This window comes from Microbacterium sp. B35-30 (assembly GCF_010634855.1).
In the GTDB taxonomy this organism is placed as follows: Bacteria; Actinomycetota; Actinomycetes; order Actinomycetales; family Microbacteriaceae; genus Microbacterium.
In genome coordinates this window covers 86,227-112,184 of record NZ_MWLQ01000012.1, presented here as the reverse complement: position 1 = coordinate 112,184, position 25,958 = coordinate 86,227, and the positions used below count along the sequence as shown (strand labels likewise).

General features: G+C 70.1%; 22 protein-coding genes. 15 read left to right on the top strand and 7 right to left on the bottom strand.

The annotated features are described in order from the left end of the window. Window positions 1–127: 127 nt before the first annotated feature. The 3 genes from B2K11_RS07480 to B2K11_RS07470 form a co-directional block, all read right to left on the bottom strand. The gene (locus B2K11_RS07480; protein WP_163617641.1) at window positions 128–922 is read right to left on the bottom strand and encodes a GntR family transcriptional regulator; all 795 of its coding nucleotides are present in this window, start codon (window positions 920–922) and stop codon (window positions 128–130) included. 75 nt (window positions 923–997) lie between these two features. Continuing rightward, the gene (glpK, locus tag B2K11_RS07475) at window positions 998–2,536 is read right to left on the bottom strand and encodes a glycerol kinase GlpK (RefSeq protein WP_163617640.1); all 1,539 of its coding nucleotides are present in this window, start codon (window positions 2,534–2,536) and stop codon (window positions 998–1,000) included. A gap of 68 nt (window positions 2,537–2,604) precedes the next feature. After that, window positions 2,605–4,383 carry a glycerol-3-phosphate dehydrogenase/oxidase gene (locus tag B2K11_RS07470; RefSeq protein ID WP_163617639.1) on the bottom strand — a complete coding sequence of 593 codons (1,779 nt, stop codon included), beginning with the start codon at window positions 4,381–4,383 and terminating at the stop codon, window positions 2,605–2,607. Between the two features lie 379 nt (window positions 4,384–4,762). Here B2K11_RS07470 and ribD point away from each other — a divergent pair, with 379 nt between their 5' ends. The 6 genes from ribD to B2K11_RS07440 all read left to right on the top strand — a co-directional run bounded on the left by ribD (window position 4,763) and on the right by B2K11_RS07440 (window position 10,499). Further along, complete coding sequence (ribD, locus tag B2K11_RS07465) at window positions 4,763–5,860, top strand: bifunctional diaminohydroxyphosphoribosylaminopyrimidine deaminase/5-amino-6-(5-phosphoribosylamino)uracil reductase RibD (RefSeq protein ID WP_163617638.1); 1,098 nt, start codon at window positions 4,763–4,765, stop codon at window positions 5,858–5,860. Further along, on the top strand, window positions 5,860–6,561 hold the full coding sequence (locus B2K11_RS07460) for a riboflavin synthase (RefSeq protein WP_163617637.1): 702 nt from the start codon (window positions 5,860–5,862) through the stop codon (window positions 6,559–6,561). Before ribD ends, B2K11_RS07460 begins: the two co-directional genes overlap by 1 nt. After that, window positions 6,558–7,832: a GTP cyclohydrolase II gene (ribA, locus tag B2K11_RS07455; protein ID WP_163617636.1), complete on the top strand. Its 1,275-nt coding sequence runs from the start codon at window positions 6,558–6,560 to the stop codon at window positions 7,830–7,832. Before B2K11_RS07460 ends, ribA begins: the two co-directional genes overlap by 4 nt. After that, window positions 7,829–8,305, top strand: a complete 477-nt coding sequence (ribH, locus tag B2K11_RS07450; RefSeq protein ID WP_163617635.1) for a 6,7-dimethyl-8-ribityllumazine synthase — start codon at window positions 7,829–7,831, stop codon at window positions 8,303–8,305. The genes ribA and ribH overlap by 4 nt, the downstream gene beginning before the upstream one ends. Before the next feature lie 125 nt (window positions 8,306–8,430). Further along, window positions 8,431–8,784, top strand: a complete 354-nt coding sequence (locus tag B2K11_RS07445) for a Fe-S protein (protein WP_163617634.1) — start codon at window positions 8,431–8,433, stop codon at window positions 8,782–8,784. Window positions 8,785–9,017: 233 nt separating this feature from the next. Next, window positions 9,018–10,499 (top strand): MFS transporter, encoded by a 1,482-nt coding sequence (locus B2K11_RS07440; protein ID WP_163617633.1) that lies wholly within the window; start codon window positions 9,018–9,020, stop codon window positions 10,497–10,499. Between the two features lie 70 nt (window positions 10,500–10,569). Here B2K11_RS07440 and B2K11_RS07435 read toward each other — a convergent pair whose 3' ends face one another. The 3 genes from B2K11_RS07435 to B2K11_RS07425 all read right to left on the bottom strand — a co-directional run bounded on the left by B2K11_RS07435 (window position 10,570) and on the right by B2K11_RS07425 (window position 13,288). Further along, a complete protein-coding gene (locus tag B2K11_RS07435; protein WP_163617632.1) occupies window positions 10,570–11,397 on the bottom strand; it encodes an ABC transporter permease in 828 nt (275 codons plus the stop codon). Then, entirely contained in the window at window positions 11,394–12,197 is an 804-nt protein-coding gene (locus B2K11_RS07430) for an ABC transporter permease (RefSeq protein WP_239525837.1), read from the bottom strand. Before B2K11_RS07430 ends, B2K11_RS07435 begins: the two co-directional genes overlap by 4 nt. A 149-nt stretch (window positions 12,198–12,346) precedes the next feature. Further along, window positions 12,347–13,288 carry an ABC transporter ATP-binding protein gene (locus B2K11_RS07425; protein ID WP_163617631.1) on the bottom strand — a complete coding sequence of 314 codons (942 nt, stop codon included), beginning with the start codon at window positions 13,286–13,288 and terminating at the stop codon, window positions 12,347–12,349. Between the two features lie 229 nt (window positions 13,289–13,517). Here B2K11_RS07425 and B2K11_RS07420 point away from each other — a divergent pair, with 229 nt between their 5' ends. Next, window positions 13,518–13,733, top strand: a complete 216-nt coding sequence (locus B2K11_RS07420; RefSeq protein ID WP_163617630.1) for an AsnC family protein — start codon at window positions 13,518–13,520, stop codon at window positions 13,731–13,733. Between the two features lie 26 nt (window positions 13,734–13,759). Beyond that, the gene (locus B2K11_RS07415) at window positions 13,760–15,775 is read left to right on the top strand and encodes an ABC transporter ATP-binding protein (RefSeq protein WP_163617629.1); all 2,016 of its coding nucleotides are present in this window, start codon (window positions 13,760–13,762) and stop codon (window positions 15,773–15,775) included. A gap of 141 nt (window positions 15,776–15,916) precedes the next feature. Here B2K11_RS07415 and B2K11_RS07410 read toward each other — a convergent pair whose 3' ends face one another. Next, window positions 15,917–17,812 carry a phosphoenolpyruvate carboxykinase (GTP) gene (locus tag B2K11_RS07410; RefSeq protein WP_163617628.1) on the bottom strand — a complete coding sequence of 632 codons (1,896 nt, stop codon included), beginning with the start codon at window positions 17,810–17,812 and terminating at the stop codon, window positions 15,917–15,919. A gap of 141 nt (window positions 17,813–17,953) precedes the next feature. Between B2K11_RS07410 and B2K11_RS07405 the strand changes: the two genes are divergently transcribed. From B2K11_RS07405 to B2K11_RS07375, 7 genes are all read left to right on the top strand, one after another. After that, a complete protein-coding gene (locus tag B2K11_RS07405; RefSeq protein WP_163617627.1) occupies window positions 17,954–19,390 on the top strand; it encodes an XRE family transcriptional regulator in 1,437 nt (478 codons plus the stop codon). Between the two features lie 98 nt (window positions 19,391–19,488). Next, complete coding sequence (locus B2K11_RS07400) at window positions 19,489–20,580, top strand: substrate-binding domain-containing protein (protein WP_163617626.1); 1,092 nt, start codon at window positions 19,489–19,491, stop codon at window positions 20,578–20,580. A gap of 106 nt (window positions 20,581–20,686) precedes the next feature. Beyond that, window positions 20,687–21,985, top strand: a complete 1,299-nt coding sequence (locus B2K11_RS07395; RefSeq protein WP_163617625.1) for a sugar ABC transporter substrate-binding protein — start codon at window positions 20,687–20,689, stop codon at window positions 21,983–21,985. A gap of 63 nt (window positions 21,986–22,048) precedes the next feature. Next, window positions 22,049–22,981, top strand: a complete 933-nt coding sequence (locus B2K11_RS07390) for a sugar ABC transporter permease (protein ID WP_163617624.1) — start codon at window positions 22,049–22,051, stop codon at window positions 22,979–22,981. Further along, window positions 22,978–23,907 carry a carbohydrate ABC transporter permease gene (locus tag B2K11_RS07385; protein WP_163617623.1) on the top strand — a complete coding sequence of 310 codons (930 nt, stop codon included), beginning with the start codon at window positions 22,978–22,980 and terminating at the stop codon, window positions 23,905–23,907. The genes B2K11_RS07390 and B2K11_RS07385 overlap by 4 nt, the downstream gene beginning before the upstream one ends. Continuing rightward, complete coding sequence (locus B2K11_RS07380; RefSeq protein ID WP_239525822.1) at window positions 23,904–24,908, top strand: hydroxyacid dehydrogenase; 1,005 nt, start codon at window positions 23,904–23,906, stop codon at window positions 24,906–24,908. The genes B2K11_RS07385 and B2K11_RS07380 overlap by 4 nt, the downstream gene beginning before the upstream one ends. Before the next feature lie 51 nt (window positions 24,909–24,959). Continuing rightward, window positions 24,960–25,931 carry an ROK family protein gene (locus tag B2K11_RS07375; RefSeq protein WP_163617622.1) on the top strand — a complete coding sequence of 324 codons (972 nt, stop codon included), beginning with the start codon at window positions 24,960–24,962 and terminating at the stop codon, window positions 25,929–25,931. The last annotated feature ends 27 nt before the right edge of the window (window positions 25,932–25,958 follow it).

Here is a 25,958-nt window from a genome sequence, read left to right as displayed (position 1 = left end):
GAACAACGCCACGTAACGGGCCCCAGGTGTCGGCGAGGTGAACGGCCTCGGACAATCCGGCGGACTCACGCCCCGATGCGACGATCTCGCCGACCCACTGCGCACAGTGGGTCGAACAGGCACCGCCTCAGAGGCCGGGCGCGGTGCGCGGCTGCTCCGCCACGCCGGCCGCCTGGGCCTCGAAGGCGATCGTGTGGGGTACGTAGCGGTCTTCGCCGAACTCGATGGGCCGCCCGTTGGAACCGAACGTCTCGCGCTGCACCTGCAGGAGCGGACTCGACCGGCGTACGCGGAGCAGACGTGCGTCCTCGCTCGACGCCGCCACGGCCTCGATGCGGTGGTTCCCGAACGCGACCGCGATACCGCCGTCCGCGAGTGCACGCGTCGTGGAGACCACGTCGTCCGGCAGCGTCTCGATGAGTCCGGTGACCCACGGTGCCCACGTGGAGCGCTCCACCATCACCGGCCGCCCGTCGAGCGTGCGGATGCGGGTGAAATGGAGCACCTCCACTCCCGTGCCGATGTCGAGCATCCGCGCTTCGCGGGCCGTCGCACGCCGCCATCGACGCGAGAAGATCATGCCGCCGGGACTGCGGCCGCGGCTCGTCGCCCATTGCGTGAACGACCGCATCCGGTCGAAGCCCTGGGTCTGTCCAGGCTGGACGAACCAGCCGGTGCCCGGGCGCGACTCGATGAGTCCTCGGCGCGAGAGCAGGGCGAGCGCCGTGCGCACCGACGTGCGGGAGACGCCGTAGTGCGCCGCGAGCTCGAGCTCGCTGGGCAGACGCGTCCCCACCGGGTAGTCGCCCGCGACGATGCGCGAGCGCAGGTCATCGAACGTATCGCGGTCGCCCGCCGTGCCGGTCGCCCGTTTCGAGGGGCTCCGGTCTCCCTCGAGCCTCTCCGGCGGTTCCTGCTGCACGCGCGCGACGCTACCACTGCGCCCTCATGCGGTGCTCGCAGCCTGCCCCCGCGCAGCCTGCCGCACCCCGGAGACTCAGTCGCCGATCGTGTCCATGAGGATCCGCGCGTCATCGTCGACCCAGTCCAGGGACTTCGACACGGCTTTGCGCCACTGCCGGAACCGTCGCTCGCGCTCGTCCTCCGGCATCCGCGGTTCGAAGCGCACGTCCTCCTGCCAGTGGGTCCGCAGCTCGTCGAGGCCGCTCCACACGCCCGTCGCGAGCCCGGCCGCGTAGGCCGCGCCGAGGGCGGTCGTCTCCACGACCTTCGGACGCACGACGGGGATGCCGAGGATGTCGGCCTGGAACTGCATGAGCAGGTCGTCGCGCGTCATGCCGCCGTCGACGCGCAGCTCCTCGAGCGTGCGGCCGGTGTCGCCGACGACCGCCTCGATGACGTCGCGGGTCTGGAACGCCGTGGATTCGAGGGCGGCGCGCGCGATGTGCGCCTTGTTCACGTACCGCGTGAGGCCGACCAGCGCGCCGCGCGCGTCCGGCCGCCAGTACGGGGCGAACAGCCCCGAGAACGCGGGCACGAAGTAGGCGCCGCCGTTGTCGTCGACCGTCGCGGCCAGCGTCTCGACGTCTTCCGAGCGCTGGATGATGCCGAGGTTGTCGCGCAGCCACTGGACGAGCGATCCGGTCACCGCGATCGAGCCCTCGAGCGCGTACCGCGCGGGCTCGTCGCCGATCCGGTAGCCGACCGTGGTGATGAGGCCGCTGCGCGAGCGCACGATCTCGGTCCCGGTGTTCACGAGGAGGAAGTTGCCGGTGCCGTACGTGTTCTTCGACTCGCCCGCGTCGAACGCCGCCTGCCCGAACGTCGCCGCCTGCTGGTCACCGAGGATGCCCGCGATCGGCACGCCGTCGAGCACCGACGGCAGCTGCGAGTGCCCGACGACGTCGGACGAGGAACGGATGCCGGGCATCATCGCCCGCGGGATGCGCCAGGTCGACAGGAGCTCGTCGGACCAGTCGAGCGTGCGCAGGTCCATCAGGAGCGTGCGCGATGCGTTCGTGACGTCGGTGACGTGGATCCCGCCGCGGGCGCCGCCCGTGAGGTTCCACACCACCCAGGTGTCGGGTGTGCCGAACAGCAGGTCACCGGCCTCGGCCGCCGCGCGCGCACCGGGGACGTGGTCGAGGATCCATTCGACCTTCGACGCCGAGAAGTACGTCGCCAGCGGCAATCCCGTCGTGTCCGCGAACCGGTCGGGGCCGCCGACCTTGGTCATCTCATCGATGCGCGGCTGAGTGCGCGTGTCCTGCCAGACGAGCGCGTTGTGCACGGGCCGGCCGGTGCGCTTCTCCCACACGATCGCCGTCTCGCGCTGGTTGGTGACGCCGATGCCGGCGACGTCGGCCGCGCTGATCCCGGCGCGCGACAGACATGAGGCGATCACCCATTCGGTGTTCGTCCAGATCTCCACAGGGTCGTGCTCCACCTGCCCCGCGCGGGGGAAGATCTGCTCGTGCTCGCGCTGAGAGACGGCGACGACGGCGCCTGCGGCATCGAAGAGGATCGCGCGGGTGGATGTCGTGCCCTGATCGATGGACAGCACGTGGTCGGGCACCGTCGTCTCCTTCCTCAGCGGGCGGCAGCGCCTGCGGTGGTCGCGCGCGGGGCGCGGGTGCGGTCAGGCTATCGCGCGGACGCCGGGGACCACGCGGGGTCCGCGGCGTGGACCCGGTCGAGGGCACGGACGACCTCCGCCGCCGCCCGGCCGGCATCCCAGCCGAGCACCGGCGCGATCGCGTCGGCCACCTCGGCGAGCGCCTCGGCCGTCGCCGCGCCGATGAAGGCGATGCTGGTGCGCCGCAGCAGGATGTCGTCGAGATGGACCACATCCTCGGTCGCCGCGAGGTGGCGCAGCTCCCCCGAGCTGTAGTCGGGCAGGAACCGCAGCGATGCGTCATCGGGATCGGCGGCGACGGCATCGACCACCGCCTCCGCCACCGTGCCGTAGCGGTCGAGCAGCGTCGCGACGCGCGCAGTCGGCACGTCGATGGCGTGCGCCGCGATCCACTGCTGGCGTGCGCGTTCGGTCGTGGGATAGCCGCGGCCCCCGCCGATCGGCATACCTCTGGTCGAGCGGCGGCGCGGCATCGCCAGCAGCGCGAGGACGCGGTCGGCCAGGTGCTCGGCCGAGGACCGGAACGTCGTCCACTTGCCTCCGACGAGGCTCAGCACCGTCGCGCTCGTGCGGCGAGAAGCCGACGGTGACGCTGACGACCCCGACACCGAGGCGTCGCCGTCGCCGAGCGGCGCCGACTCGACGCGGTAGTCGCGCGAGACGAAGCCCGGCGACACCTCGCCGTGGCCCGGCAGCGGCCGCACCCCGGCGAAGCGGTAGACGATCTGCGCCCGCTCCACCGGGATCGCGGGAAGCACCTGCCCGATCAGCTCGATGAAGTAGTCGACCTCGGCCTCAGTGCAGACGATCGGCTGCGCCATGTCGTGCTCGAGGTCGGTCGTGCCGACGAGCACGCGCCCCTTGAGGGGGTAGATGAGCACGATGCGCCCGTCTTCGTTCTCGAAGAACAGCTCTCTCCCGCCCGTCGCCGCGAGCAGCTCCGGGTGGTCGAGCACGATGTGGGATCCCTTCGTGCCGCCCATGTAGCGGGTGGGGTCCCCCAGTGCGAGATTGGTCTCATCCGTCCACGGGCCGCTGGCGTTGACGATGACGGATGCCGCGAACCGCGTCTTCTCGCCGGTGACGGCGTCGCGCAGCACCACGCCGCCGTCCTCGACGCCCACCGCTGCGGTGTAGTTCGCCGCACGGGCGCGGGCGCCGCCGGCCGAGCGCCCGTCGCGCAGCACGTCGATCGCGAGGCGCTCGGGATCGTGCAGCGAGGCGTCCCAGTAGGTCGCGGTGTACTTCACGTCGGGGTTCAGCTGCGGCAGCTGAGCGAGCGATCGCCGGCGTCCGTGGAACGTGTGCCGCGGCACGGTCGCCGTTCCGAACAGCCCGCCGCCGCGCGAGAAGGAGTCGTAGATCACGAGCCCGACCTTGATCAGCACCGCTCCGCGCCCGCGGTGCTTCCCCCCGCCGTGACGGAGGAAGCGCAGGGGCGCCGAGAGGACACCCGAGAAGATCGAGAAGATCGGGATGGTCGTCTGCAGCGGACGCACGTAGTGCGGCGCGGTCTTCAGCAGGGCGTTGCGCTCGGTGACGGCCTCCTGCACGAGGCGGAACTCGCCGTTCTCGAGATAGCGGATGCCGCCGTGGATCATGTGCGACGACGCGGCGGAGGCGCCGCTGATGAAGTCGTCGCGCTCGACGAGGGCGACATCGACGCCCTGCAGTGCGAGATCGCGGAAGGTGGCGAGTCCGTTGATGCCGCCGCCGATGATCAGCACGTCGGCATACGGACGCGCCTTCAGCTCTTCGAATGCCCGCATCGGACCCACCGTGCTCATCGCCTCACCATCCCCTCCCAGGCTACGTCCGCGCAGGGACATCGGGACGCGCGACACCGGTCGTATGCGCGCTCCGGCACTTCATGCGCAGACATGGAATGTCTGGGCGGATGCCGCGTTGACTACACTCGAGAGCATCAACGTGCTCCGGGGTCGGTGAGAATCCGAACCGGCGGTGACAGTCCGCGAGCCAAGGCTTCAGCATCCGTTTCGGATGACGCCCTGGCCGATCCGGTGGAATTCCGGAACCGACGGTGATGCGACGTGGTTCCTTCGGGAGCGTGGTCGCTAGTCCGGATGGGAGGCAGCACACAGCGACGCCGCGCGCGTCGCCGCTTCCCCTGCCCCCGGAGCCTCGAGATCACGAGACGAGGGGCGGATGGCCGGCACGGCGGAACAGGACGCGATGCGTCGGGCGCTCGCGAACGCGCTGCGCGGTCCGCGCGGTATCAACCCGCAGGTGGGCGCTGTGCTGCTCACGCCCGACGGCGAGATCATCGCCGAGGGCTGGCACCGGGGCGCCGGCACGCCGCATGCCGAGGTCGACGCGCTGTCGCAGCTCGCCCCGGGCGCGGCGCGCGGCGCGACGGCGATCGTGACCCTCGAGCCCTGCAACCACACCGGCCGCACCGGTCCCTGCTCCGAGGCCCTCATCGCAGCCGGCGTGACGCGGGTCGTCTACGCCATCGCCGATCCGGGCGATCACTCCTCGGGTGGCGGCGGTCGGCTGCGCGCCGCGGGCGTCGACGTCGAGGCGGGAGTCCTGGCCGAAGAGGCGACGGCGCTCCTCGATTCGTGGCTCACCGTCCAGCGGCTCGGACGCCCCCACGTCACCGTCAAGTGGGCCCAGAGCCTCGACGGCCGGGCCGCGGCCTCCGACGGCACCAGTCAGTGGATCACCGGACCGGCGGCGCGCTCCGACGTGCACCGTCGGCGCGCCCAGAGCGATGCGATCATCGCGGGGACCGGCACCGTGCTGGCCGACGACCCGGCGCTCACCGCGCGGGACGACGACGGATCCCTGCTGCCCCACCAGCCGGTGCCCGTCGTCGTCGGCACCCGGGCGGTCCCCGCCGGCGCGGCGCTGCGCCGGCACCCGCACGCGTTCCTCCAGTACCCGGGCGACCCCGCGTCAGGCGGCCTGGCCGCCGCACTCGAAGACCTGCGCAGACGCGGCGTGCAGCGGGTGTTCGTCGAAGGCGGTCCGACCGTCGCGGCCTCGTTCCTGCGCGAGCGGCTCGCCGACGAGCTGCTCGTCTACGTCGCACCCGTTCTGCTCGGCGGCGAGCGACTCGCGCTGCACGACATCGGCGTCACGACCATCGGCGAAGCGCAGCGCCTGGCCGTGGCATCCGTCACCCCACTCGGCGACGATCTGCTGTTCGTCGCCCATCCCACGCCCGATCTCGCCGGCGCAGGCGCGCCGCGCGCAGAGCGCCGGCGCGTGGGCACCCCGTCGTCGGAAGGAGACGAGTGATGTTCACCGGAATCATCGAAGAGATCGGCGAGGTCACCGCCGTGGAGCCGTCGGGCGACGGCGTGCGCCTCACGGTTCGCGGACCGAAGTCGGTGTCGGATGCCGGACACGGCGACTCGATCTCGGTCAGCGGTGTGTGCCTCACCGTCGTCGGGCAGGGGGACGACTGGTTCACCGCAGACGTGATGAAGCAGACGCTCGACATGTCGACGCTCGACGGCGTCGCCCCCGGTCGCGTCGTGAACCTGGAGCGCGCGATGGCCGCCCACGGCCGCCTCGGCGGGCACATCGTGCAGGGCCACATCGACGGCACCGGCGAAGTGCTCGACGTGCGTCCCGGCGCTGAGTGGCAGGTGCTGCGCATCTCGCTTCCGGCGGAGCTGGCGCCGCTCGTCGTCGACAAGGGGTCGATCGCCGTCGACGGCGTCTCGCTCACGGTCAGCGATGCGAGCCCCGCCCCTTCGACAGGCTCCGGGACCCCGGCGCAGGCATGGTTCGAGGTGTCGCTCATCCCCGAGACCCTCGCCGCCACCACCCTCGGCGCTCGTGCGCCCGGCGACCGCGTCAACCTCGAGACCGACATCCTCGCGCGCCACGTGCAGCGCCTGCTGTCGTTCCCGGCCGCCATGCCCGCGGCTGGCTCCGCCGACACCGCATTCCCCGCGGACGCGTCCGCACCGACGGAAGGAGGCTCGGAATGAGCCTTTCCACGATCCCCGAGGCCCTCGAGGCGCTGCGCGCCGGACGGCCGGTCATCGTCGCCGACGATGAGAACCGCGAGAACGAGGGCGACGTCATCCTGTCGGCTCAGCTCGCAAGTCCCGAGTGGGTCGCGTGGACGGTGCGCTGGACGAGCGGGTTCCTGTGCGCCCCCATGCCCTCGGACTGGGCTGACCGCCTGGATCTGCCGCCGATGGTCGAGAACAACGAAGACGCGCGGGGCACCGCCTACACGGTCAGCGTCGACGCGGCGGACAAGGTCTCGACCGGCATCAGCGCCACCGACCGTGCGCACACGCTCAACGTGCTCGCCGATCCCGAGTCGAAGCCCACGAGCGTGATCCGTCCCGGCCACATCCTGCCGCTGCGCGCCGTCGACGGTGGCGTGCGCGAGCGCGCCGGCCACACCGAGGCCGCCGTCGAGCTCATGAAGCTCGCCGGACTCGCGCCGGTCGGCGTGATCGGAGAGGTCGTCGCCGACGACGGCAGCATGATGCGGCTGCCGGGGCTCCAGGAGCTGGGCGCCGAGTACGACATCCCGGTCATCACGATCGAGCTGCTCACCGCCTACCTGGACGAGCACGACCCCTGCGACCCCGCGACCCGCAACGCCCACAAGCGTCGCGTGAGCCTGCGTGCCGAGGCGAACGTGCCCACCTCGCACGGCGCCTTCCGGTTCCTGGCGTACAAGGACCGCGTCACGGGCACCGACCACATCGCGGTCGTGTCGGGCGAGCTGGGCGACGCGCCGCTGGTGCGGGTGCACTCCGAGTGCCTGACCGGCGAGGCCTTCGGCTCCCTCAAGTGCGAGTGCGGTCCGCAGCTGGAGGCGGCGCTCGACGCGATCGAGCAGGACGGCGGCGTCGTCATCTATATGCGCGGTCATGAGGGCCGCGGCATCGGGCTCATCAACAAGCTGCGCGCGTACTCCCTGCAGGAGCGCGGACTCGACACCGTGGACGCCAACCTCGCGCTCGGCCTTCCCGCCGACGCTCGGGACTATGCGGCGGCCGCCGGCATCCTGTCGGATCTCGGCATCGAGCGGGTGCGCCTGCTGACCAACAACACCGACAAGGTGAAGCAGCTGCGCGAACTCGGCCTCGACATCGTCGAGCAGGTGCCCCTGCTGGTCGGCGTCGGCCCGAACAACCACCAGTACCTGGCGACGAAGCGTGACCGCATGGGTCACATCATCGCGGAGGCCGACCTCGCCGACGCGATCGCCCACATGCACGAGGGAGCAGAACGATGAGCGGCAAGGGCTCACCCCAGGCCACCGGCACCGTCGACGGCACGGGACTCGACGTCGTCGTGGTCGCGGGGACGTGGCACGAGACCATCACCGACGGCCTCATCGCCGGTGCCGAACGCGCCGTGAAGGCCGCGGGCGCCTCGCACCGCATCGTGCGGGTGCCCGGATCCTTCGAGCTGCCCGTCGTCGCGAAGGCGGCGCTGGATGCCGGCGCCGACGCGGTGGTGGCGCTGGGCGTCATCATCCGCGGCGGCACGCCCCACTTCGAGTTCGTCTCGAACGCGGCCACCGACGGCCTCACGCGGGTGGCGCTGGACACCGGCAAGCCCGTCGGCTTCGGCGTGCTGACGCTGGACGACGAGGAGCAGGGCATCGCGCGCGCGGGCCTTCCCGGGTCGATCGAAGACAAGGGTCACGAAGCAGCGGATGCCGCGATCCGCACCGCCGTCGTGCTGCGGGAGCTTCGCGGCTGACGCTCGTCGGTCGTTGAGCGAGCGAAGCGAGACGAAACGCCTCGGACGTTTCGTCTCGCTCGTTCCTCGCTCGATCAACGACCCGGGCCCCTGGTGATCGGCGAACCTTCAGCTAGACTGATGGCATGGAAACCCTCCGTCACGTCGTCGTGCTCATTCACCTGGTCGGCTTCGCCGTGCTCTTCGGCTCCTGGGTGGTGGAGGCGGTGAACGGCAAGCGGCGCTTCACCCGCGTGATGGACTGGGGTCTCGCCCTCGCCGCGGTCGCCGGACTCATCCTCGCCGCGCCGTGGGGCATCGAGTACGACCTCAACTACGTCAAACTCGGCGTGAAGCTCGTCATCCTGCTCATCATCGGCGCGCTCCTCGGCATCGGCCGGGGCCGCCAGCGCAAGACCGGAGCGCTCCCGCCGGCGATGTTCTGGGCGGTCGGCGTGCTGACCCTCACGAACGCCGCCATCGCAGTCATCTGGCGCTGACACCACCCCGCAGAAGTGCGAGCGGATGCCGTGGCTCTGAGCCGCGGCATCCGCTTTCCGCATCCGGAGCCGCGGCCGATTCGCCGGAGTAGACTCGATGCTCGTGCCGGGCGACAACGCCCGCGCCAACGGTGATCCAGTGCAGTGCCGCCTGACGCGTCACCCTGCGCCACGCGGACGCCCACCGCCGCATCCCACCAGGATGTCCCGCTCCGCGCATGCCCAGGTGAAAATTGACCTCCTCCCCGACCACGGCCGCCACCCCCGCGGCCCCCGCCAATCCCCGTTCCCGCGTCATCCTGGCCAGCCTCGTCGGCACGACGATCGAGTTCTACGACTTCTACGTCTACGCGACCGCCGCCGTCCTGGTCTTCCCCATCCTGTTCTTCCCCACCGGCAACGACACCACGTCGCTACTGCTGTCGTTCAGCGTGTTCGGTGCCGCGATGGTCGCCCGTCCGCTGGGCGCGATCGTCTTCGGCCACTTCGGCGATCGCTTCGGCCGCAAGGCGACGCTGGTCGCCTCGCTCCTCACGATGGGCATCGCGACCTTCCTCATCGGGTGCCTTCCGACCTACAACGAGATCGGCGTGTGGGCGGCCGTGCTGCTGCTCGTGCTGCGCCTCGCGCAGGGCTTCGCGCTCGGCGGCGAGTGGTCGGGTGCGGCACTCGTCGCGACCGAGAACGCCCCGAAGGGCAAGCGTGCCTGGTACGGCACGTTCCCCCAGCTCGGTGCGCCGCTCGGCTTCATCATCGCGAACTCGGTGTTCCTCGCCATCAACTACCTGCTCCCCCACCCCGACGGTGCCGGGCAGCGGTCGGAGGAGTTCCTCGCGTGGGGCTGGCGCGTGCCGTTCCTGTTCTCGGCCGTCATGGTCATCATCGGCCTGTGGGTGCGACTGCGCCTGGTCGAGTCCGAGACCTTCGTGAAGGCCGAGGAAAAGGGCGCGATCCGCAAGTTCCCGCTCGCGACCGTCCTGCGCCACCACTGGTGGCACCTGATCCTGGGCACGTTCATCATGCTGGCGACGTACGTGCTGTTCTACCTGATGACGAACTTCACGCTGTCCTACGGCACCAAGGCCGCCGACCTCGAGACCGCTTCGGCCGCCGCGCAGGCCGCCGCAGAAGCCGCGGGCAACCCGTTCGACGCCACCGCCTTCGCCGCGCAGTTCTACCCGGGCCTCGGCTTCGGCTACACCGACTTCGTGGTGATGCAGATCATCGGCGTCGTGTTCTTCGGCATCTTCACGCTGCTGTCGGGACCGATCGCCGACGCGATCGGACGCCGACGCCTGCTGCTGTGGGTGACCGGACTCATCATCGTGTTCGGTCTCACGTTCAACATCTTCCTGCTGCCGCAGGTCGACCCGAAGTTCACCGGCGCACTCGTGCAGGCGTTCCTCGTGTTCGGTTTCATGCTGATGGGCTCGACCTTCGGCCCGATGGGCGCGGTGCTCCCGGAGCTCTTCCCGACGAACGTGCGGTACTCCGGCTCGGCGATCTCGTACAACGTGTCGTCGATCCTCGGCGCCGCGCTCGCGCCGATCGTCGCGGTGTGGCTGTGGGCCTCCGCCGGCGGAAGCCCCGTGCTGGTGGGCCTCTACCTCTCGGCGATGAGCGTGCTGACCTTCATCGCGCTGATCCTGGCGCCCGAGACGAAGGACATCGACTACGACGCCGACCTGGGGGTGGGAGCGACCGGCTCGCTCTGACCTCGGCCCTGCACGAACCACGGATGCCTCAGCCCGCGTGGGCTGCGGCATCCGTCGTCCGTGGCCGGTGTCAGTCGAGGAACAGCGCGCGCAGGCGCTTCGTCGTGAACACCAGGCCGATCGCGATCATGACGACGTAGTAGAGCACGTGCCACCACATCGCAGGAGTCAGGATGCCGGTGGTCAACCCGCGCACCAGCTCGACCCCGTGCCACAGCGGGAACGCCATGATGATGTGCTGCACCCATTCGGGGTAGATGGTGATCGGGTAGAGCGTCGCTGAGAAGAGGAACATCGGCAGCAGCACGAAGTTGATCCAGTCCATCTGCTGGAACGTCTTCATGTAGCTCGTGACCGCCATGCCGACGCTGGCGAAGCCGAAGGCGATGAGCATCACCGCCGGAAGCGCCAGGATCGCGGTCCACGCGAGGTTGAGCCCGAGGATCTGCATGATGACCATGAACCCGGTCGCGTAGAGCAGGCCGCGCAGCAGCGCGTAGAGGATCTCGCCGAGGGCGACGTCCAGCGGGCCGAGCGAGGTGGCCAGCATGCCCTCGTAGAGCTTGCCGTAGTTGAGCCGGAAGAACACGTTCCACGTCGAGTCGTAGATCGCGCCGTTCATCGCCGAGACGGCGAGGAGGGCAGGGGCGATGAAGGCCGCGTACGGCACCTCGATCCCGCTCGAGGTCTGCACGTCGCCGATGAGGGCGCCCAGGCCGATCCCCATCGAGGCGAGATAGAACACCGGCTCGAAGAAGCCCGACAGCACCACGCCCCAGCTCGAGGAGCGCGCCGCGATGACCCCGCGCTGCACGACGGCTTGCGGGTTGCCCGCCCACAGCGCACGCACGCCGCCGGCGCGCCTGACCGTGGTCTCGGCTCCGGTCGCGACGCTCATGCGCCGAGCCTTCTCTGGAAGACCCGCCGACCGATCAGGTACGCACCGATCGACAGCACCAGCAGGTAGGTGATGTGGATCATGATGGCGAACGGCTCGGCCGGCATGCCGTAGGTGGCGATGCGCCCGAGCTCGGTCGCGTGCCACAGCGGCGAGACCCATCCGATCCACTGCAGCCACAGCGGCAGCGTGGCCAGCGGGTAGAAGGTGCCCGAGAACAGGAACATGGGCATGAAGATGAAGCGCTGCACCATCGCGACCTGGCCCTTGTCATCGGTGATCGACGCGGCGTACGCCATGTACGGGATGCCGAAGGCGAGCCCCGCGAGCAGGCCGATGGGGATGGTGAGCCAGCCGGTCGCGGGGTCGGGCACCGCCTGGAACAGCCAGAGGAACAGGTAGTAGGCCAGGACGACGACCACGATGCGCGCGGACGCCCCGGTCACGACGCCGCCCGCGATCTGGCCCGGCGACAGCCCGGTGGCGCTGAAGCCGAAGAAGTACCGGCGCCACTTGAACCCGGCGATCACCGGGTACGAGAACTCCTCGGACGCCACCGAGATCGCCGCGGTCATGAGCAGGGCGGGCGCCACGAAGACGAGGTACGACACCTCGACGCCGTTCTGCACGATGGGCGCGTCGATGAGCGCGGCGAGGCCGACGGCGAGACCCAGCAGGTACAGGATCGGCTGCCCGAGGGCGCCGACCACGATGGTCCAGCCGTACGCGCGCATCGCCCGCACCATGTGCTCGGTGACGTAGAACGTGCCGAATGCACGGGGCTTGCGGCCCCACTGCATCGCCTCGGCGCGCAGCTCGTCGAGCGACAGCTGCGTGACGGTCGCCGATGCCTGCCCGCCGGACCCGCCGGGGCCGCCGGACGCACCGGGAAGCGGCATCCTTGACTCGACCGGCTCCCCCGAGGGGTGAGCGTCTTCCGGAACCGCGGTCATTCGATCAGCGACCTTCCGGTGAGGCGCAGGAAGACGTCCTCGAGGCTGGAGCGGCGCACGAGCGACGTGATCGGGGTGAGGCCGCGCTGAGTCACGGCTTCGAGCACTGCCTCACCGTCGCGGGCGTAGACCAGGATGCGGTCGGGCAGCACCTCGACGCGCTCGCCGATGCCCTCGAGCTGCGGCGCCACCTGCTCGTTGCGATCCGAGCCGAACCGCACCTCGAGCACCTCGCGGCTGGAGTGCTCCCGGATGAGGGACGCAGGCGTGCCCTCGGCCATGATGCGGCCCTTGTCGACGACGATGAGCCGGTCGCACAACTGCTCGGCCTCGTCCATGTAATGCGTCGTGAGCACGAGCGTCGTGCCGCGCTCCTTGAGGCGGAACAGGCGGTCCCACAGCACGTGGCGCGCCTGCGGGTCGAGGCCCGTGGTCGGCTCGTCGAGCAGCAGGATGCGCGGGTCGTTGATCAGCCCGCGCGCGATCGTGAGGCGCCGCTTCATGCCGCCCGAGAGCTGCTCGACCTTGCTCTTCGCCTTGTCTTCGAGCTGGGCGAACGCCAGCAGCTCGTCGGCTTTCTGGTGGCACACCTTGCCGGGAAGGCCGAAGTAGCGCCCGTAGATGTAGAGGTTCTCGCGCGCGTTGAGCTCGCCGTCGAGGTTGTCCTGCTGCGGCACCACCCCGAGGCGCGAGCGGATCTCGGGCCCGTACCGGTCGGGGTCGAGTCCGAGGATGGACAGCTCACCGCTGGTGCGGGTCGAGACGGCGCCGACCATCTTCATGGTCGTGGACTTGCCGGCGCCGTTCGGACCGAGCAGGCCGAACGACTCGCCGGGCGCCACTTCGAACGACAGCCCGTCGACGGCGAGGAAGTCGGGCTTCCCCTTGACCTTGTAGGCCTTGACGAGGTTCTCGGCGGTGATGACGGGCGCAGGCACCGGACCACCCTAACGCCCGGTCCCGACATGGCGCAGGATCCCCCCTCACGGGCCGCGAGACTTCGCATATGTCACCGAATCGGCCCTGCAGCGCGACATTTGCGAAGTCTCGCAGCCCACGTCGAGCGCCGGCAAACGTCAACGTGAGTTGACGAGGTGAGAGCCGTCAACTAAGGTTGACGACGGATGCCGCGACCCGCGGCATCCGCCCACCATGAGAGGCGACGCGATGAGCGGAGACGACCTGCGCACCCTGATCGGCGCCGCGGACGCACGCGAACCGCTTGCCGAGCTCCACCGTCTCGCCGAGGTGCGCCGCGAGCTCGCGCGCGCCGAAGAGGTGCAGGTGCGGAAGGCCCGCAACCTCGGCTTCTCGTGGCAGGCGATCGCGAGCGCCCTGGGCGTGAGCAGACAGGCCGTCCACAAGAAGTACGGTCGAAGGTAAGCCCTTTTCACGAACGAGGTACACCCATGCCCTCCGCCGAACTCGACGAAGCCCCCGCCGCCGCACCACCTGCGGCGTCCCCCCCTCGCGCCCCGCGCGGCCGCGGGCGTCGCGGCAAGCCCGACGAGGGTCCGCGCGCCAGCTTCGGGCAGCTGCTGCCGTACCTCTTCGAGCACAAGCGCACGCTCGCGGTGGTGGTCGTGCTCAGCATCCTGAGCGCGGCTACGTCGCTGGTGCAGCCGCTGCTCGTCGGCGAGGTCATCACGCGGGTGCAGGAGAACCTCGATCTCGGCCTGCTGATCTGGGCGCTCGTCGGGTTCGTGCTGCTCTCGTCGCTCATCTCGGGCTGGCAGCACTACCTGCTGCAGCGCACGGGCACCGCCGTCGTGTATTCCAGCCGACGCCGGCTCATCGCCCGCATCCTGCATCTCCCGATCAGCGAGTTCGACGCGCGTCGCACCGGCGACATCGTGTCGCGGGTCGGCAGCGACACCACCCTCCTCTACGCCGCGCTCACCCAGGGCCTCGCAGACTCCATCGGCAACGCGCTGCTGTTCGCCGGCGCTCTGGTGATGATGGCGCTCATCGATCCGGTGCTGCTGGGCATCATCGTGCTCGTGATCGGCATCTCGGTGCTCGGAGTCGTGACCCTGAGCGGCCGCATCCGCACCGCGTCCACTGAGCAGCAGGAGAAGGTGGGCGCACTCGCCTCGGGCGTCGAGCGCGCGGTGGGGTCGATCCGCACCGTGCGCGCGTCCGGTGCGACGGAGCGCGAGGTCGAGTCGGTCACTGCGCAGGCGACGGATGCCTACACCGTGGGCGTCCGCATCGCCAAGGTGTCGGCGCTCGTCGTGCCGATCGCCGGCATCGCGCTGCAGGTCTCGCTGCTCGTCGTGATCGGCCTCGGCGGCTTCCGTGTCGCGACCGGGGCGCTCTCGATCGCGAGCCTCGTGACCTTCATCATGTTCCTCTTCATGCTCATCGCCCCGCTCGGCTCGTTCTTCGGCGCCATCACGTCGGTGAGCCAGGCGCTCGGTGCCCTCGGTCGCATCCAGGAGGTGCTCGACCTTCCGACCGAGTCGCAGGACGACGCCGCCGTCGCCGCGCGGGTCGCCGCTGTGTCGGCCCTTGGACAGGCTCAGCGACCGGCAGGCGCCGCCACGGCGGCGGCGATCGAGTTCCGCGATGTGCGGTTCCGCTACCCCGAGAACGTCGTCGAGGCGCGCCGCAAGGCCGAGTCCGAGGCGCGCGCGGTGCTCGAGAGCGCCCACGTCGACACCTCCGCCATCGTCGTCAGCGACGCCGGTGCGACGGCGGACGGCGACGGACGGACGGATGCCGCGGCATCCGTCTCCGCCGATGCCGGCGTGCTGCGGGGCGTGTCGTTCTCGGTGCCGCGCGGCGCGCGCGTCGCGCTCGTCGGCCCCTCGGGCGCCGGAAAGAGCACCACCCTGGCGCTCATCGAGCGCTTCTACGATCCGACGGGCGGAGCGATCCTGCTGGACGGCACCGACGTGCGGGCGTTCGACCGCGACGCGCTGCGCGCGCAGCTCGGCTATGTCGAGCAGGACGCCCCGACGCTGGCCGGCACGATCGGCGACAATCTGCGTCTGGCGTCGCCCGAGGCATCCGACTCCGAGTGCGAGGCGGTGCTGCGCGCCGTGAATCTCGGCGACGTCCTCGACCGCAACCCGCTCGGCGTGGATGCGCCCGTCGGGGAGGCCGGCGTCATGCTCTCGGGCGGCGAGCGCCAGCGCCTCGCGATCGCGCGGGCCCTGCTGGCCGCTCCCCCCATCCTGCTGCTCGACGAGTCGACCTCGTCGCTCGACGGGCTCAACGAGCAGCGCATGCGCGAGGCGATCGACGCGGTCGCCGCCGGCCGCACGCTCATCGTGATCGCGCATCGCCTCTCGACCGTCGTCGACAGCGACCACATCGTCGTGATGGATCACGGCCAGGTCGTGGGGCAGGGCACGCATTCGGAGCTCGTGCAGACCACGCCGCTCTATCGCGACCTCGCGAAGCACCAGCTGCTGGTCTGAGAGGCAGACGGATGAAGGATGCCCCGGCCCCGCACAGGTGGGGCCGGGGCATCCGGTGCGACCGGTCGGTGTGAAGAAACCGCGGGTCGTGCAGGCGCCCGCCCGTTCTGCCAAGAAGACGAAGCGAGCGCCGGTCTGGGATCAGGCGCGCTGCAGGCGGTAGCGCAGGGCGGCGAGCTCGGCCCACAGCGGGGCCGGAACGCGTCCCTCGAAGGTGCGGTAGAACTCCTCGGTGAGGTCGGCCTCCTGCAGCCACAGCTGCGGGTCGACCGCGAACAGCTCGTCGAGGTCGTCCTGCGAGACGTCCAGGTCCGAGATGTCGAGGTCCTCCGTGCGCGGCAGGCGGCCGATCGGGCTCTCGACGGCGCCGACCTCGCCCTCGATGCGCCGGATGATCCAGTCGATCACGCGCGAGTTGTCGCCGAAGCCGGGCCACAGGAAGCGCCCGTCCGAGCCCTTGCGGAACCAGTTCACCTGGAAGACCCGGGGCGCACGATCGAACCGCAGCTTCTGCCCGACCTTGAGCCAGTGGGCGAAGTAGTCGGCCATGTTGTAGCCGCAGAAGGGCAGCATCGCGAACGGGTCGCGGCGGAGCTCTCCGACGGTGCCCTCGGCGGCGGCGGTGCGCTCGGACGACACGTTCGAGCCCATGAACACGCCGTGCGTCCAGTCGGTCGCCTCGACGACGAGCGGCACGTTGGTGGCGCGCCGCCCGCCGAACAGGATGGCGTCGAGCGGCACGCCCTGCGGGGCGTCCCAGTCGTCGGCGATCTGGGGGCACTGCGCGGCGGCGACGGTGAACCGCGAGTTCGGGTGGGCGGCGGGACGACCGGATGCCGGCGTCCACGGCTTGCCCTCCCAGTCGGTGAGCTCTGCCGGCGGCTCGTCGGTGAGCCCTTCCCACCAGACATCGCCGTCGGGCCGGAGCGCGACGTTCGTGAAGATCGTGTTGCCCCAGAGCGTCTCGACCGCCGTCACGTTGGTGGAGGCGCCGGTGCCCGGCGCGACGCCGAAGAAGCCCGCCTCGGGGTTGATCGCCCACAGGCGGCCGTCCTCACCCGGACGAAGCCACGCGATGTCGTCGCCGAGGGTCTCGACGCGCCAGCCGGGAATCGTCGGGCGGAGCATCGCGAGGTTCGTCTTGCCGCACGCCGACGGGAACGCCGCGGCGAGGTGGTAGGCGCGCCCAGCGGGGTCGATCACCCGGATGAGCAGCATGTGCTCGGCCAACCACCCCTCGTTGCGGCCGATCACTGACGCGATACGCAGGGCGAAGCACTTCTTGGCGAGGATCGCGTTGCCCCCGTAGCCCGATCCGTACGACCAGACCTCGAGGGTGTCGGGGAAGTGCACGATGTACTTCTCGTCGTTGCACGGCCACGCGACATCCTTCTCCCCCGGCTGCAGCGGGGCGCCGACGGAATGCACCGTCTTGACCCACGGGGCGCCGCCGGCGATCTCGCGCAGCACCTCGGTGCCCACGCGCGTCATGATGCCGATCGAGGTGACGGCGTAGGCGCTGTCGGTGACCTGAACGCCGATGTGCGACAGCGGACCGCCGACCGGGCCCATCGAGAACGGCACGACGTACATCGTGCGGCCGACCATCGACCCCTCGAACAGCGGCGTGATCGTGGCGCGGATCTCGTCGGGCGCGGCCCAGTTGTTGGTGGGGCCGGCGTCCTCTTCGCGCTCGGAGGCGATGAAGGTGCGCGCCTCGGTGCGGGCGACGTCGCTGGGGTGCGAGCGCGCGAGGTAGGAGCCGGGGCGCCACTCGGGGTTGAGCTTGATGAGCTTGCCCTCGTCGACCATCTCGCGCAGCAGGGCGTCGTTCTCGGCGCGAGAGCCCTCCACCCAGTGCACGCGCGCGGGACGGGTGAGCGCGGCGATCTCGTCGACCCAGGCGCGCAGTGCGACCATACCCTCGCCCTGAACGGTCGGCAGTTCGCCATACGTCCGCACGGTGCCGCTGGGGGCGGCGGTGGGACGTGCGGGTCCAGAGCCTTCGGTCCGGGTGAAGATGTCGGCAAGGGCCATGGTGTCGCTCCTCGTTGATTCGACCGTCAGATGGTTTCGACGATGCAGATTCGTGCTCTTCCTCTACTTTCGACCGTGATGGATGCCTCTTCCCACGAAATCCGGTGTCAAGAGTTGCGATTCTTTCGCTAGCATCAAGGAATGCCGCCGACCTCCCTGGAACTGTCGACCCTGGGCCACCGCATCCGTCATCAGCGTCTCGCCCATGGCTACACGCTGGATGAGCTGGGAGCGGTGGTCGGCGTCGCAGGGAGCCAGCTCAGCCTCATCGAGAACGGCAAGCGCGAGCCGAAGCTCTCGCTCCTGCAGGGGATCGCGACGGCGACCGGCGTGGATGTCGGCGACCTGCTGTCGACCGAGCCGCCCAATCGTCGTGCGGCGCTCGAGATCGAGCTCGAGCGGGCGCAGACCAGCTCGGTTTTCCGTCAGCTCGGCGTCCCGCCGATCAAGGTGTCGAAGGGCATGAGCGACGACACGATCGAGTCCATCCTGGGCCTGCACCGTGAGCTGCAGCGCCGAGAGCGCGAGGCGATAGCCACTCCGGAAGAGGCGCGTCGGGCCAACACCGAGTTGCGGCTCATGATGCGCGAGCGCGACAACTACCTGCCCGACATCGAGAAGCTCGCCGAGAAGCAGCTGAAGGCGGCCGGGCACGTCTCGGGCGCCCTCACGCACCGCACCGTCAGCATCATGGCCGAGAAGCTGGGCTTCGAGCTCCTCTACGTCAACGACCTGCCGCACTCGACCCGCTCGGTGACCGACCTCGAGCACGGCCGCATCTATCTGCCCCCGGCATCCATCCCCGGCGGTCACGGCCTGCGGTCGATGGCCCTGCAGGCGATGGCGCACCGCCTGCTCGGCCACAAGCGGCCCACCGACTACGCCGACTTCCTGCAGCAGCGCCTCGAGATCAACTACTACGCCGCGTGCTGCCTCATGCCCGAGACCGCGTCGGTCGCGTTCCTGCAGCAGGCGAAGAAGGACCGCAACCTCGCCGTCGAGGACTTCCGCGACGCGTTCGGCGTGACCCACGAGGCGGCGGGGATGCGGCTGACGAACCTCGCCACGCAGCATCTCGGCATCCGTCTGCACTTCCTCCGGGTCGACGGGTCCGGCGCGATCACCCGCGTGTACGAGAACGACGACCTGCCGCTGCCGATGGACGTGACCGGCGCTGTCGACGGGCAGATCGCCTGCCGCAGGTTCTCGGCGCGGGCCGCCTTCTCTGAGCAGAACCGCACCACCGAGCACTACCAGTACACCGACACCCCTGCCGGCACGTTCTGGTGCTCCACTCAGACGGGCAGCACGTCCGACGGCGAATTCTCCATCACCGTGGGCGTGCCGTTCGATGACGCGCGGTGGTTCCGCGGACGCGAGACGCAGAAGCGCGCCACCTCCACCTGCCCCGACGAGTCATGCTGCCGCCGCGTCGCCTCCGACGTCTCGGAGCGCTGGTCGGGCAAGGCCTGGCCGAGCGCGCGCGTGCACATGCAGATGTTCTCGCCACTCCCCCGCGGCGCCTTCCCCGGCGTGGACGACAACGAGGTCTACGACTTCCTCGACCGCCACGCCTGAGTACGAGCTGGGCCCCTTCGGCGGCGCACCACGATCTGCTACGTTCGCATTTGTGCGTTCGTTCGTTCGCACCGATGAGAAATGGACCGGAGCCGAACATGGTCGCAGCCGCACGCCACGACGCGATCCTGCGTGAACTGGAGCTGCGCGGGTCGCTCGAGAACGCCGGATTCGCGCGACGCCTCGGCGTCTCGGCGATGACGCTGCGCCGGGACCTGCTCGAACTCGAGCAGCGAGGCCTCGTGGTCCGCGTCCACGGCGGCGCCACCTCACCCGCGGTGGCCGCGCAGCAGGAGCGCGCAGGAGCGGATCGGGTACCGGCAGTCACTCGGCCGGTGGCGACGATCGGCATGATCGTGCCGACCGCGAACTACTACTTCCCGGAGGTCATCCGGGGCGCCAGCCAAGCGGCGCGCGAGCTCAACTGCCGGCTCGTGGTGGGTGCGACAAACTATTCGCCGGCGGAGGAGCTGCGCCAGGCCGAGCGGCTGATCGCCGGGGGCGTGGACGCGTTGATGATCACGCCGCACGACTCCATCCGGGACGAGGTCTCGCCTCTGCGCGACCTGCTGGAATCCGCGCGGATCCCGGTCGTGCTCGTCGAGCGCTCCGTCGAGGAGAGCACCGCGGGGCGGTTCGAGTGGGTGCGCTCCGACCACGTCTACGGCGCGGAGATGGCGGTGCGCCACCTCATGGATCAGGGCCACCGGCGGATCGCGCTGGCCGCCAGGCCCGCGGCGACGGTGGCGAGCCTCCACGACGGCTTCGACCGCGCGATGCGTCGGCTGAACGGTGACGGCTATGCGCTGCGCCGCGACTTGACCACCCCGCGCATCGGCGAGAACGTGACGATCGCCGAGCTGGACGCCCTGCTCGACGACTGCATCGAGCAGGAGGTCACCGCCGCCGTGATCCTGGGTGACGCGGACTCGATGGCTCTCACCGATCTGGTCATCGAGCGAGGGCTGCGCATCCCCGACGACTTCGCGGTCGTCGCCTACGACGACGAGATCTCGGCGCTGGCCGCCGTACCCCTTACGGCTGTCGCGCCTCCGAAGCATGAGCTCGGCCATGCGGCTGTGCGGCTGTGCGTGGACCGCCTCCGTCAGCCGGAGGGCGCACCGCACACGATCGTGCGGATGACTCTGCTGCCCAGCCTCGTCGTGCGGGACTCCACCGTGCGCACGTGAAGAGATGTGCGCCTTTGTGCGTTTGAGCGCATTTCGCTTGGCTGAGGCGCCGCAGCGGCGCAGGATCGGTTCGCACAGGTTTGAAGATTCAAAGGAGAACCCGATCATGTCCCTGCGTCGAACCACAGTCGCCGCCGCCGCGCTGCTGAGCGCCGGCGCGCTCATCGCCGGCTGCTCGTCCACCGCCCCCGAGCCCTCGGCATCCACTCCTTCCGGCCCCGTCACCGGCGAGGTCACGTTCTGGTCGTCGCTGAGCGGCATGGCCGACGTGGCCGCGGCGTTCAACGCGAGCCAGGAGGACATCACCGTCACGTTCGAAGAGATCCCGAACGGCGCGAACGGCGGATACACCAAGCTCTCCGCCGCGATCGAATCGGGCACCGGCCCGGACGTCGCGGGCATCGAGTACGACCGGCTCCCGGGCTTCGTCGCCTCGGACCAGCTCGTCGCGGTCGACGACCTCGTCGCGAAGGACGTGCTCGAGGCGTACGACCCGCAGGTGCGCGAACTCGTCAGCTTCGCCGATGCGTCCTACGCGCTGCCGTACGACGCACCGCCGCTCGTGATGTGGTACCGCCAGGACGTGCTCGACGCCGCGGGTGTCGAGGTCCCGACCACGTGGGACGAGTTCGAGGACGCCGCGCGCGCCGTCAAGGCCGTGAACCCGGACGCATACCTGACGAGCTTCTTCACCAACGAGCCGCAGCTGGCGCCCTTGTCATGGCAGGCCGGCGCCCAGTGGTTCAGCGTCGACGACGACCGCTGGAAGGTCGCGATCGACGGAGACGCGTCGGTGGAGGTGGCCGATTACTGGCAGCGCCTCATCGACGAGGACCTCGTCAAGGCGCAGCTCGGCTTCAGCGATGAGTGGACCGCCGATCTCGGCAGCGGTGTCATCAACGGGTGGGTCGGCGGCTCCTGGAGCGCATCCGGACTCAAGACCCGTACCGAGGGTGCGGGCCAGGCCGGCAAGTGGATCGCCGCAGTCCCCCCGACATGGGACGGCGAGCCCAGCGGCGCCCTGAGCGGCGGCACGAGCTTCGCGATCACCGAGAACACCGAGAACGCCGCGGCCGCCGCCGTCTTCCTGGAGTGGCTGACGACGACACCGGAGGCTGTCGAGGCGCGCGGCGCCGTGGGCACCGCCTACCTCGCGTATCCGGGTCTCAACGAGGTCGCGGCATCCGTCGCTCCGGTCGACTACTACGCGAACGACATCTACGCCGTCTTCGACGACGCGTCCGAGAACCTCGGTCCGTGGGCGTGGGGACCGAGTTACGACATCACCAGCACCGCGCTGAAGGATGCCGTGGCCACCGCCCCGACGCTCACCGACGCGCTCGAGCAGACCCAGGCCGCGACGGTCGACGGTCTGACGTCGCTCGGCCTCGAGATCTCCGAGTAGTCCCGCAGGGCCCCGGTCGGGCGAGCCCGCCCGGCCGGGGCCCCCTCTCGAAGGGTTGCGCACATGTCGCTCCAGATTCGCTCCGGCCGCTCAGCGACCCGCCGGCGCAGCATCCCGGGTACGGGCGGCCGATCCGCGGCGATCTTCCTGATCCCGTTCTTCACCCTCTTCGCGGTCACCATGATCGCCCCCGTCGTTTACGCGATCGGCCTGAGCCTGTTCGCCGAGAAGCGCAGCGGGCTCGGCTTCGGCGATGCGACCGTCGACTTCGTCGGCATCGGCAACTACCTCGCCGTGCTGTCGGACCGTGCCTTCCTCGAAGGCTTCGGACGCCTCGCGATCTACTGCCTGCTCTACGTGCCGACGCTGCTGATCACAGCGCTGGTGCTCGCGCTGCTGCTGGACGCCGCCGTCACCTACGCCCGGCGGGCGTTCCAGCTTCTGCTCTTCCTCCCCCACGCCGTTCCCGGAGTGATCGCCGCCCTCATCTGGGCGTACCTCTACACCCCGGGTGTGAGCCCGATCGTCAAGGCGCTCGCCGCCGGCGGGATAGAGATCGACTTCCTCTCGGTGCAGCTCGTGCTCCCCTCGATGGTGAACATCGCGGTGTGGGAGTGGGCGGGCTACAACGTCATCATCCTGTTCACCGCCCTCCAGACGGTGCCGCGCGAGGTTCTCGAAGCCGCCCGCGTCGACGGCGCCGGAGAGATCCGCACCGCCTTCTCGATCAAGACTCCGCTGGTGTGGCCGGCGCTCGGCGTCGCGCTGCTGTTCACCGTCATCGGCTCGCTGCAGCTGTTCACCGAGCCCAAGATCCTGTCGTCGGCGACGACCGCGGTCACGAGCACGTGGGTCCCGAACATGTGGGCCTACGACGCCGCCTTCAACCGCAACAACCTGCCGCAGGCCGCCGCTGCCTCGATCATCCTCGCGCTCCTGGCAGGTCTGCTGTCGTGGGCCGTCACCCGATTCACGTCGAAGGAGCGCACGCGATGAGCGCCGTACTCGCCACGCCGCCGGCGGCACAGACCGCGGGATCCGCTCCCGTCCGCGCGCAGGCCGAACCGCCGCGGACCCGCAAGAAGATCCTCCGCCGCCTCCCCGCGATCGCGGGGGTCAACGGGCTGCTGCTGGTCGGCTGCGCCTACATGATCCTGCCGCTGCTGTGGCTCGTGTTCGCGGCGACGAAGGACGCGACCGGCCTCTACTCGGGCGAAGTGTTCGCGTTCGGCGGCGCGTTCCTGGCGAACATGGAGCAGCTGTTCACGCAGGACGGCGGCATCTTCGTGCGCTGGCTCGTCAACAGCATCCTCTATGCCGGCGTCGGCGCCGTCGTCGGCGGGTTCATCGCCCTGATGGCCGGGTACGCGTTCGACAAGTTCGAGTTCCGCGGCAAGGGCACGTGGTACGGCCTGGTGCTGGTGGGCGTGCTCATCCCGAACACCGCCACGGTGATCCCGCTGTACCTGCTCGCGGCCTCTGTCGGTCTCACCAACACGATCTGGGCCGTCGTCATCCCCACGCTCTGCAACCCGTTCAGCGTCTACCTCGCACGTGTGTTCAGCGCCGGCTACATCCCCGACGAGACCCTCGAGGCGGCCCGCGTCGACGGTGCCGGCACGGTGCGCACGTTCCTGCGGATCGGACTGCCCATGCTGACGCCGGGCTTCGTGACCATCGCCCTCTTCCAGTTCGTGGGCATCTGGAACAACTTCATGCTGCCGCTCATCATGCTGCAGAACCGCGACCTCTTCCCCTCGAGCGTCGGCATCGCCCTGTGGCAGAGCCAGGTGCAGCAGAACCCCGAGTTCTCGACGCTGGTGATCGCCGGGTCGTTCATCTCGATCCTGCCTCTGGTGATCGCGTTCGTCCTGCTGCAGCGCTTCTGGCGGTCGGGCCTGTCGGCGGGGAGTGTCAAGTGAGCGCTCGCAAGCGGATCGCGTTCGCGATGTCAGAGTCGGTGCGGCCCCGCATGTACCCGCCGGAGCGCGTGGCCGAGTTCGCCGAGGTCGCCGATGTCGCCGGATTCCTGCACGAGTTCCGGTCGGATGCCGCACGCCGCACGCTCGCGGAGGTCGATGTGCTGGTGACCGGCTGGGGAGCGCCCGAGATCGATGCCGACATGCTCGCGGCCACGCCGAAACTGGAGGCGATCCTGCACTCGGCCGGATCGGTCAAGCCGTACCTCACCGAGGACGTGCTGGCACGCGGGATCCGAGTGAGCTCGGCCGCCGTCGCCAACGCGATCCCCGTCGCCGAGTACACCGTCGCGATGATCGTCCTCGCCAACAAGGCCGTGCTTCCGGTCGCCGCCCGCTATCGCGAGCTGCAGGACGACGTGCAGCCGGACGCCGACTTCCCCGACATGGGCAACTTCCGCAAGCGCGTGGGCATCGTCGGCGCCTCGACGATCGGACGCCGGGTACTCGAACTGCTGCGTTCGTACTCCCTGGAGGTCGTCGTGTACGACCCCTTCCTCTCTGAGATGGATGCCGCGACCCTGGGCGTCGCATCCCTCGAGCTCGACGAGCTCCTCGCCAGCTCGGATGTCGTGTCCGTCCATGCCCCGTCGCTGCCGGCGACCGACAACATGATCGACGCACGGCGCATCGCGCTGCTGCGTCACGGCGCGACGCTCATCAACACGGCACGCGGCGAGATCATCGATCAGGATGCGCTGACCGCGCGCGTCGTCGATCGCGAACTGTACGCCGTGCTCGACGTCACGGTTCCCGAGGTGCTTCCGCCCGGCCATCCGCTGTACACGTCCGACCGCGTGCTGCTGACGCCACACATCGCGGGATCGCTCGGCACCGAGCTCGGCCGGCTGGCCGGCTCGGTCCTGGAAGAACTGCGCCGGCTGACCACAGGTCGCCCGCTCGCTCACGAGCTCGCGCCCGAGCGCTTCGCCATCACCGCCTGACCCCGCCACCCGGTCGCGCGTCGATCGGCGGCACCGAACGAAGGACTCCCCATGTCCCGCAGCTCCGCACCGCCCGTCCGACTTCTCGGCGGGGGCGACGCCGTGCTCGCATTCGACATCGGCGGCACCCACATCAAATCCACGGCGGTCGACCGTGACGGTCGCATCGATGCGGTCCGACGAACCCCGACCCCGCGAGGAGCTGAGGCGGTGGTCGCCACGATCGCCGAGCTCGCACGCGCGCACGGCGGGAGAGACGGCTTCGCACTGCGGCTGCGGTCCGTCGGCGTGGGTGTGCCGGGCCTCGTCGACGAGTCGAGCGGTGTGGTCCGGTACGCGTCGAACCTGGGCTGGCAGGACGTGCCCCTTCGGCAGCTCCTCGAGGACGAGCTCGGCCTCCCGGTCGCCGTGCGGCACGATGTGCGAGCCGCGGCGCTCGCCGAGAGTCGCATCGGCGCCGCGTACGGACACGCGTCGGCGGTCGTCGTCGCCATCGGCACCGGGGTCTGCGGCGCACTCGTCATCGACGGAGTCCCCTATTCGGGAGGCGGGTACGCCGGTGAGATCGGACACGCCGTCGCGGACCCCGCGGGAGAGCGCTGCCCATGCGGAGCGGTGGGATGCCTCGAGACCATCGCCTCGGCATCCTCTATCGTCCGCCGCTACGCGGCCGCCTCCGGACACCCGGTTCGCGGAGCGCGCGAGGTGCTCGACGCCGCGCAGCGCGGCGACCGACTCGCTGCGGCGGTCTGGGCTGATGCGGTGACGGCGCTCGCGCAAGGTATCGCCCGCCTGGTTGCGGCGTTCGCCCCGCACGCGATCGTCGTGGGCGGTGGCCTCGCGCAGGCCGGTGAGGCTCTGATCGGTCCGCTGCGGTCGCAGCTGGATCAGCTGCTCTCGTTCCATCGACGCCCGTTCGTCCTCTCGGCACGGTGCGGAGAGGATGCCGGGGTCGTGGGTGCGGCGATCACTGCCCGCGACCACCTGCGGGTCCTTCGTGCCGTCGCAGACGATCCGCGCTGACCGAGCGGGATCAAGATCGACGGCCGG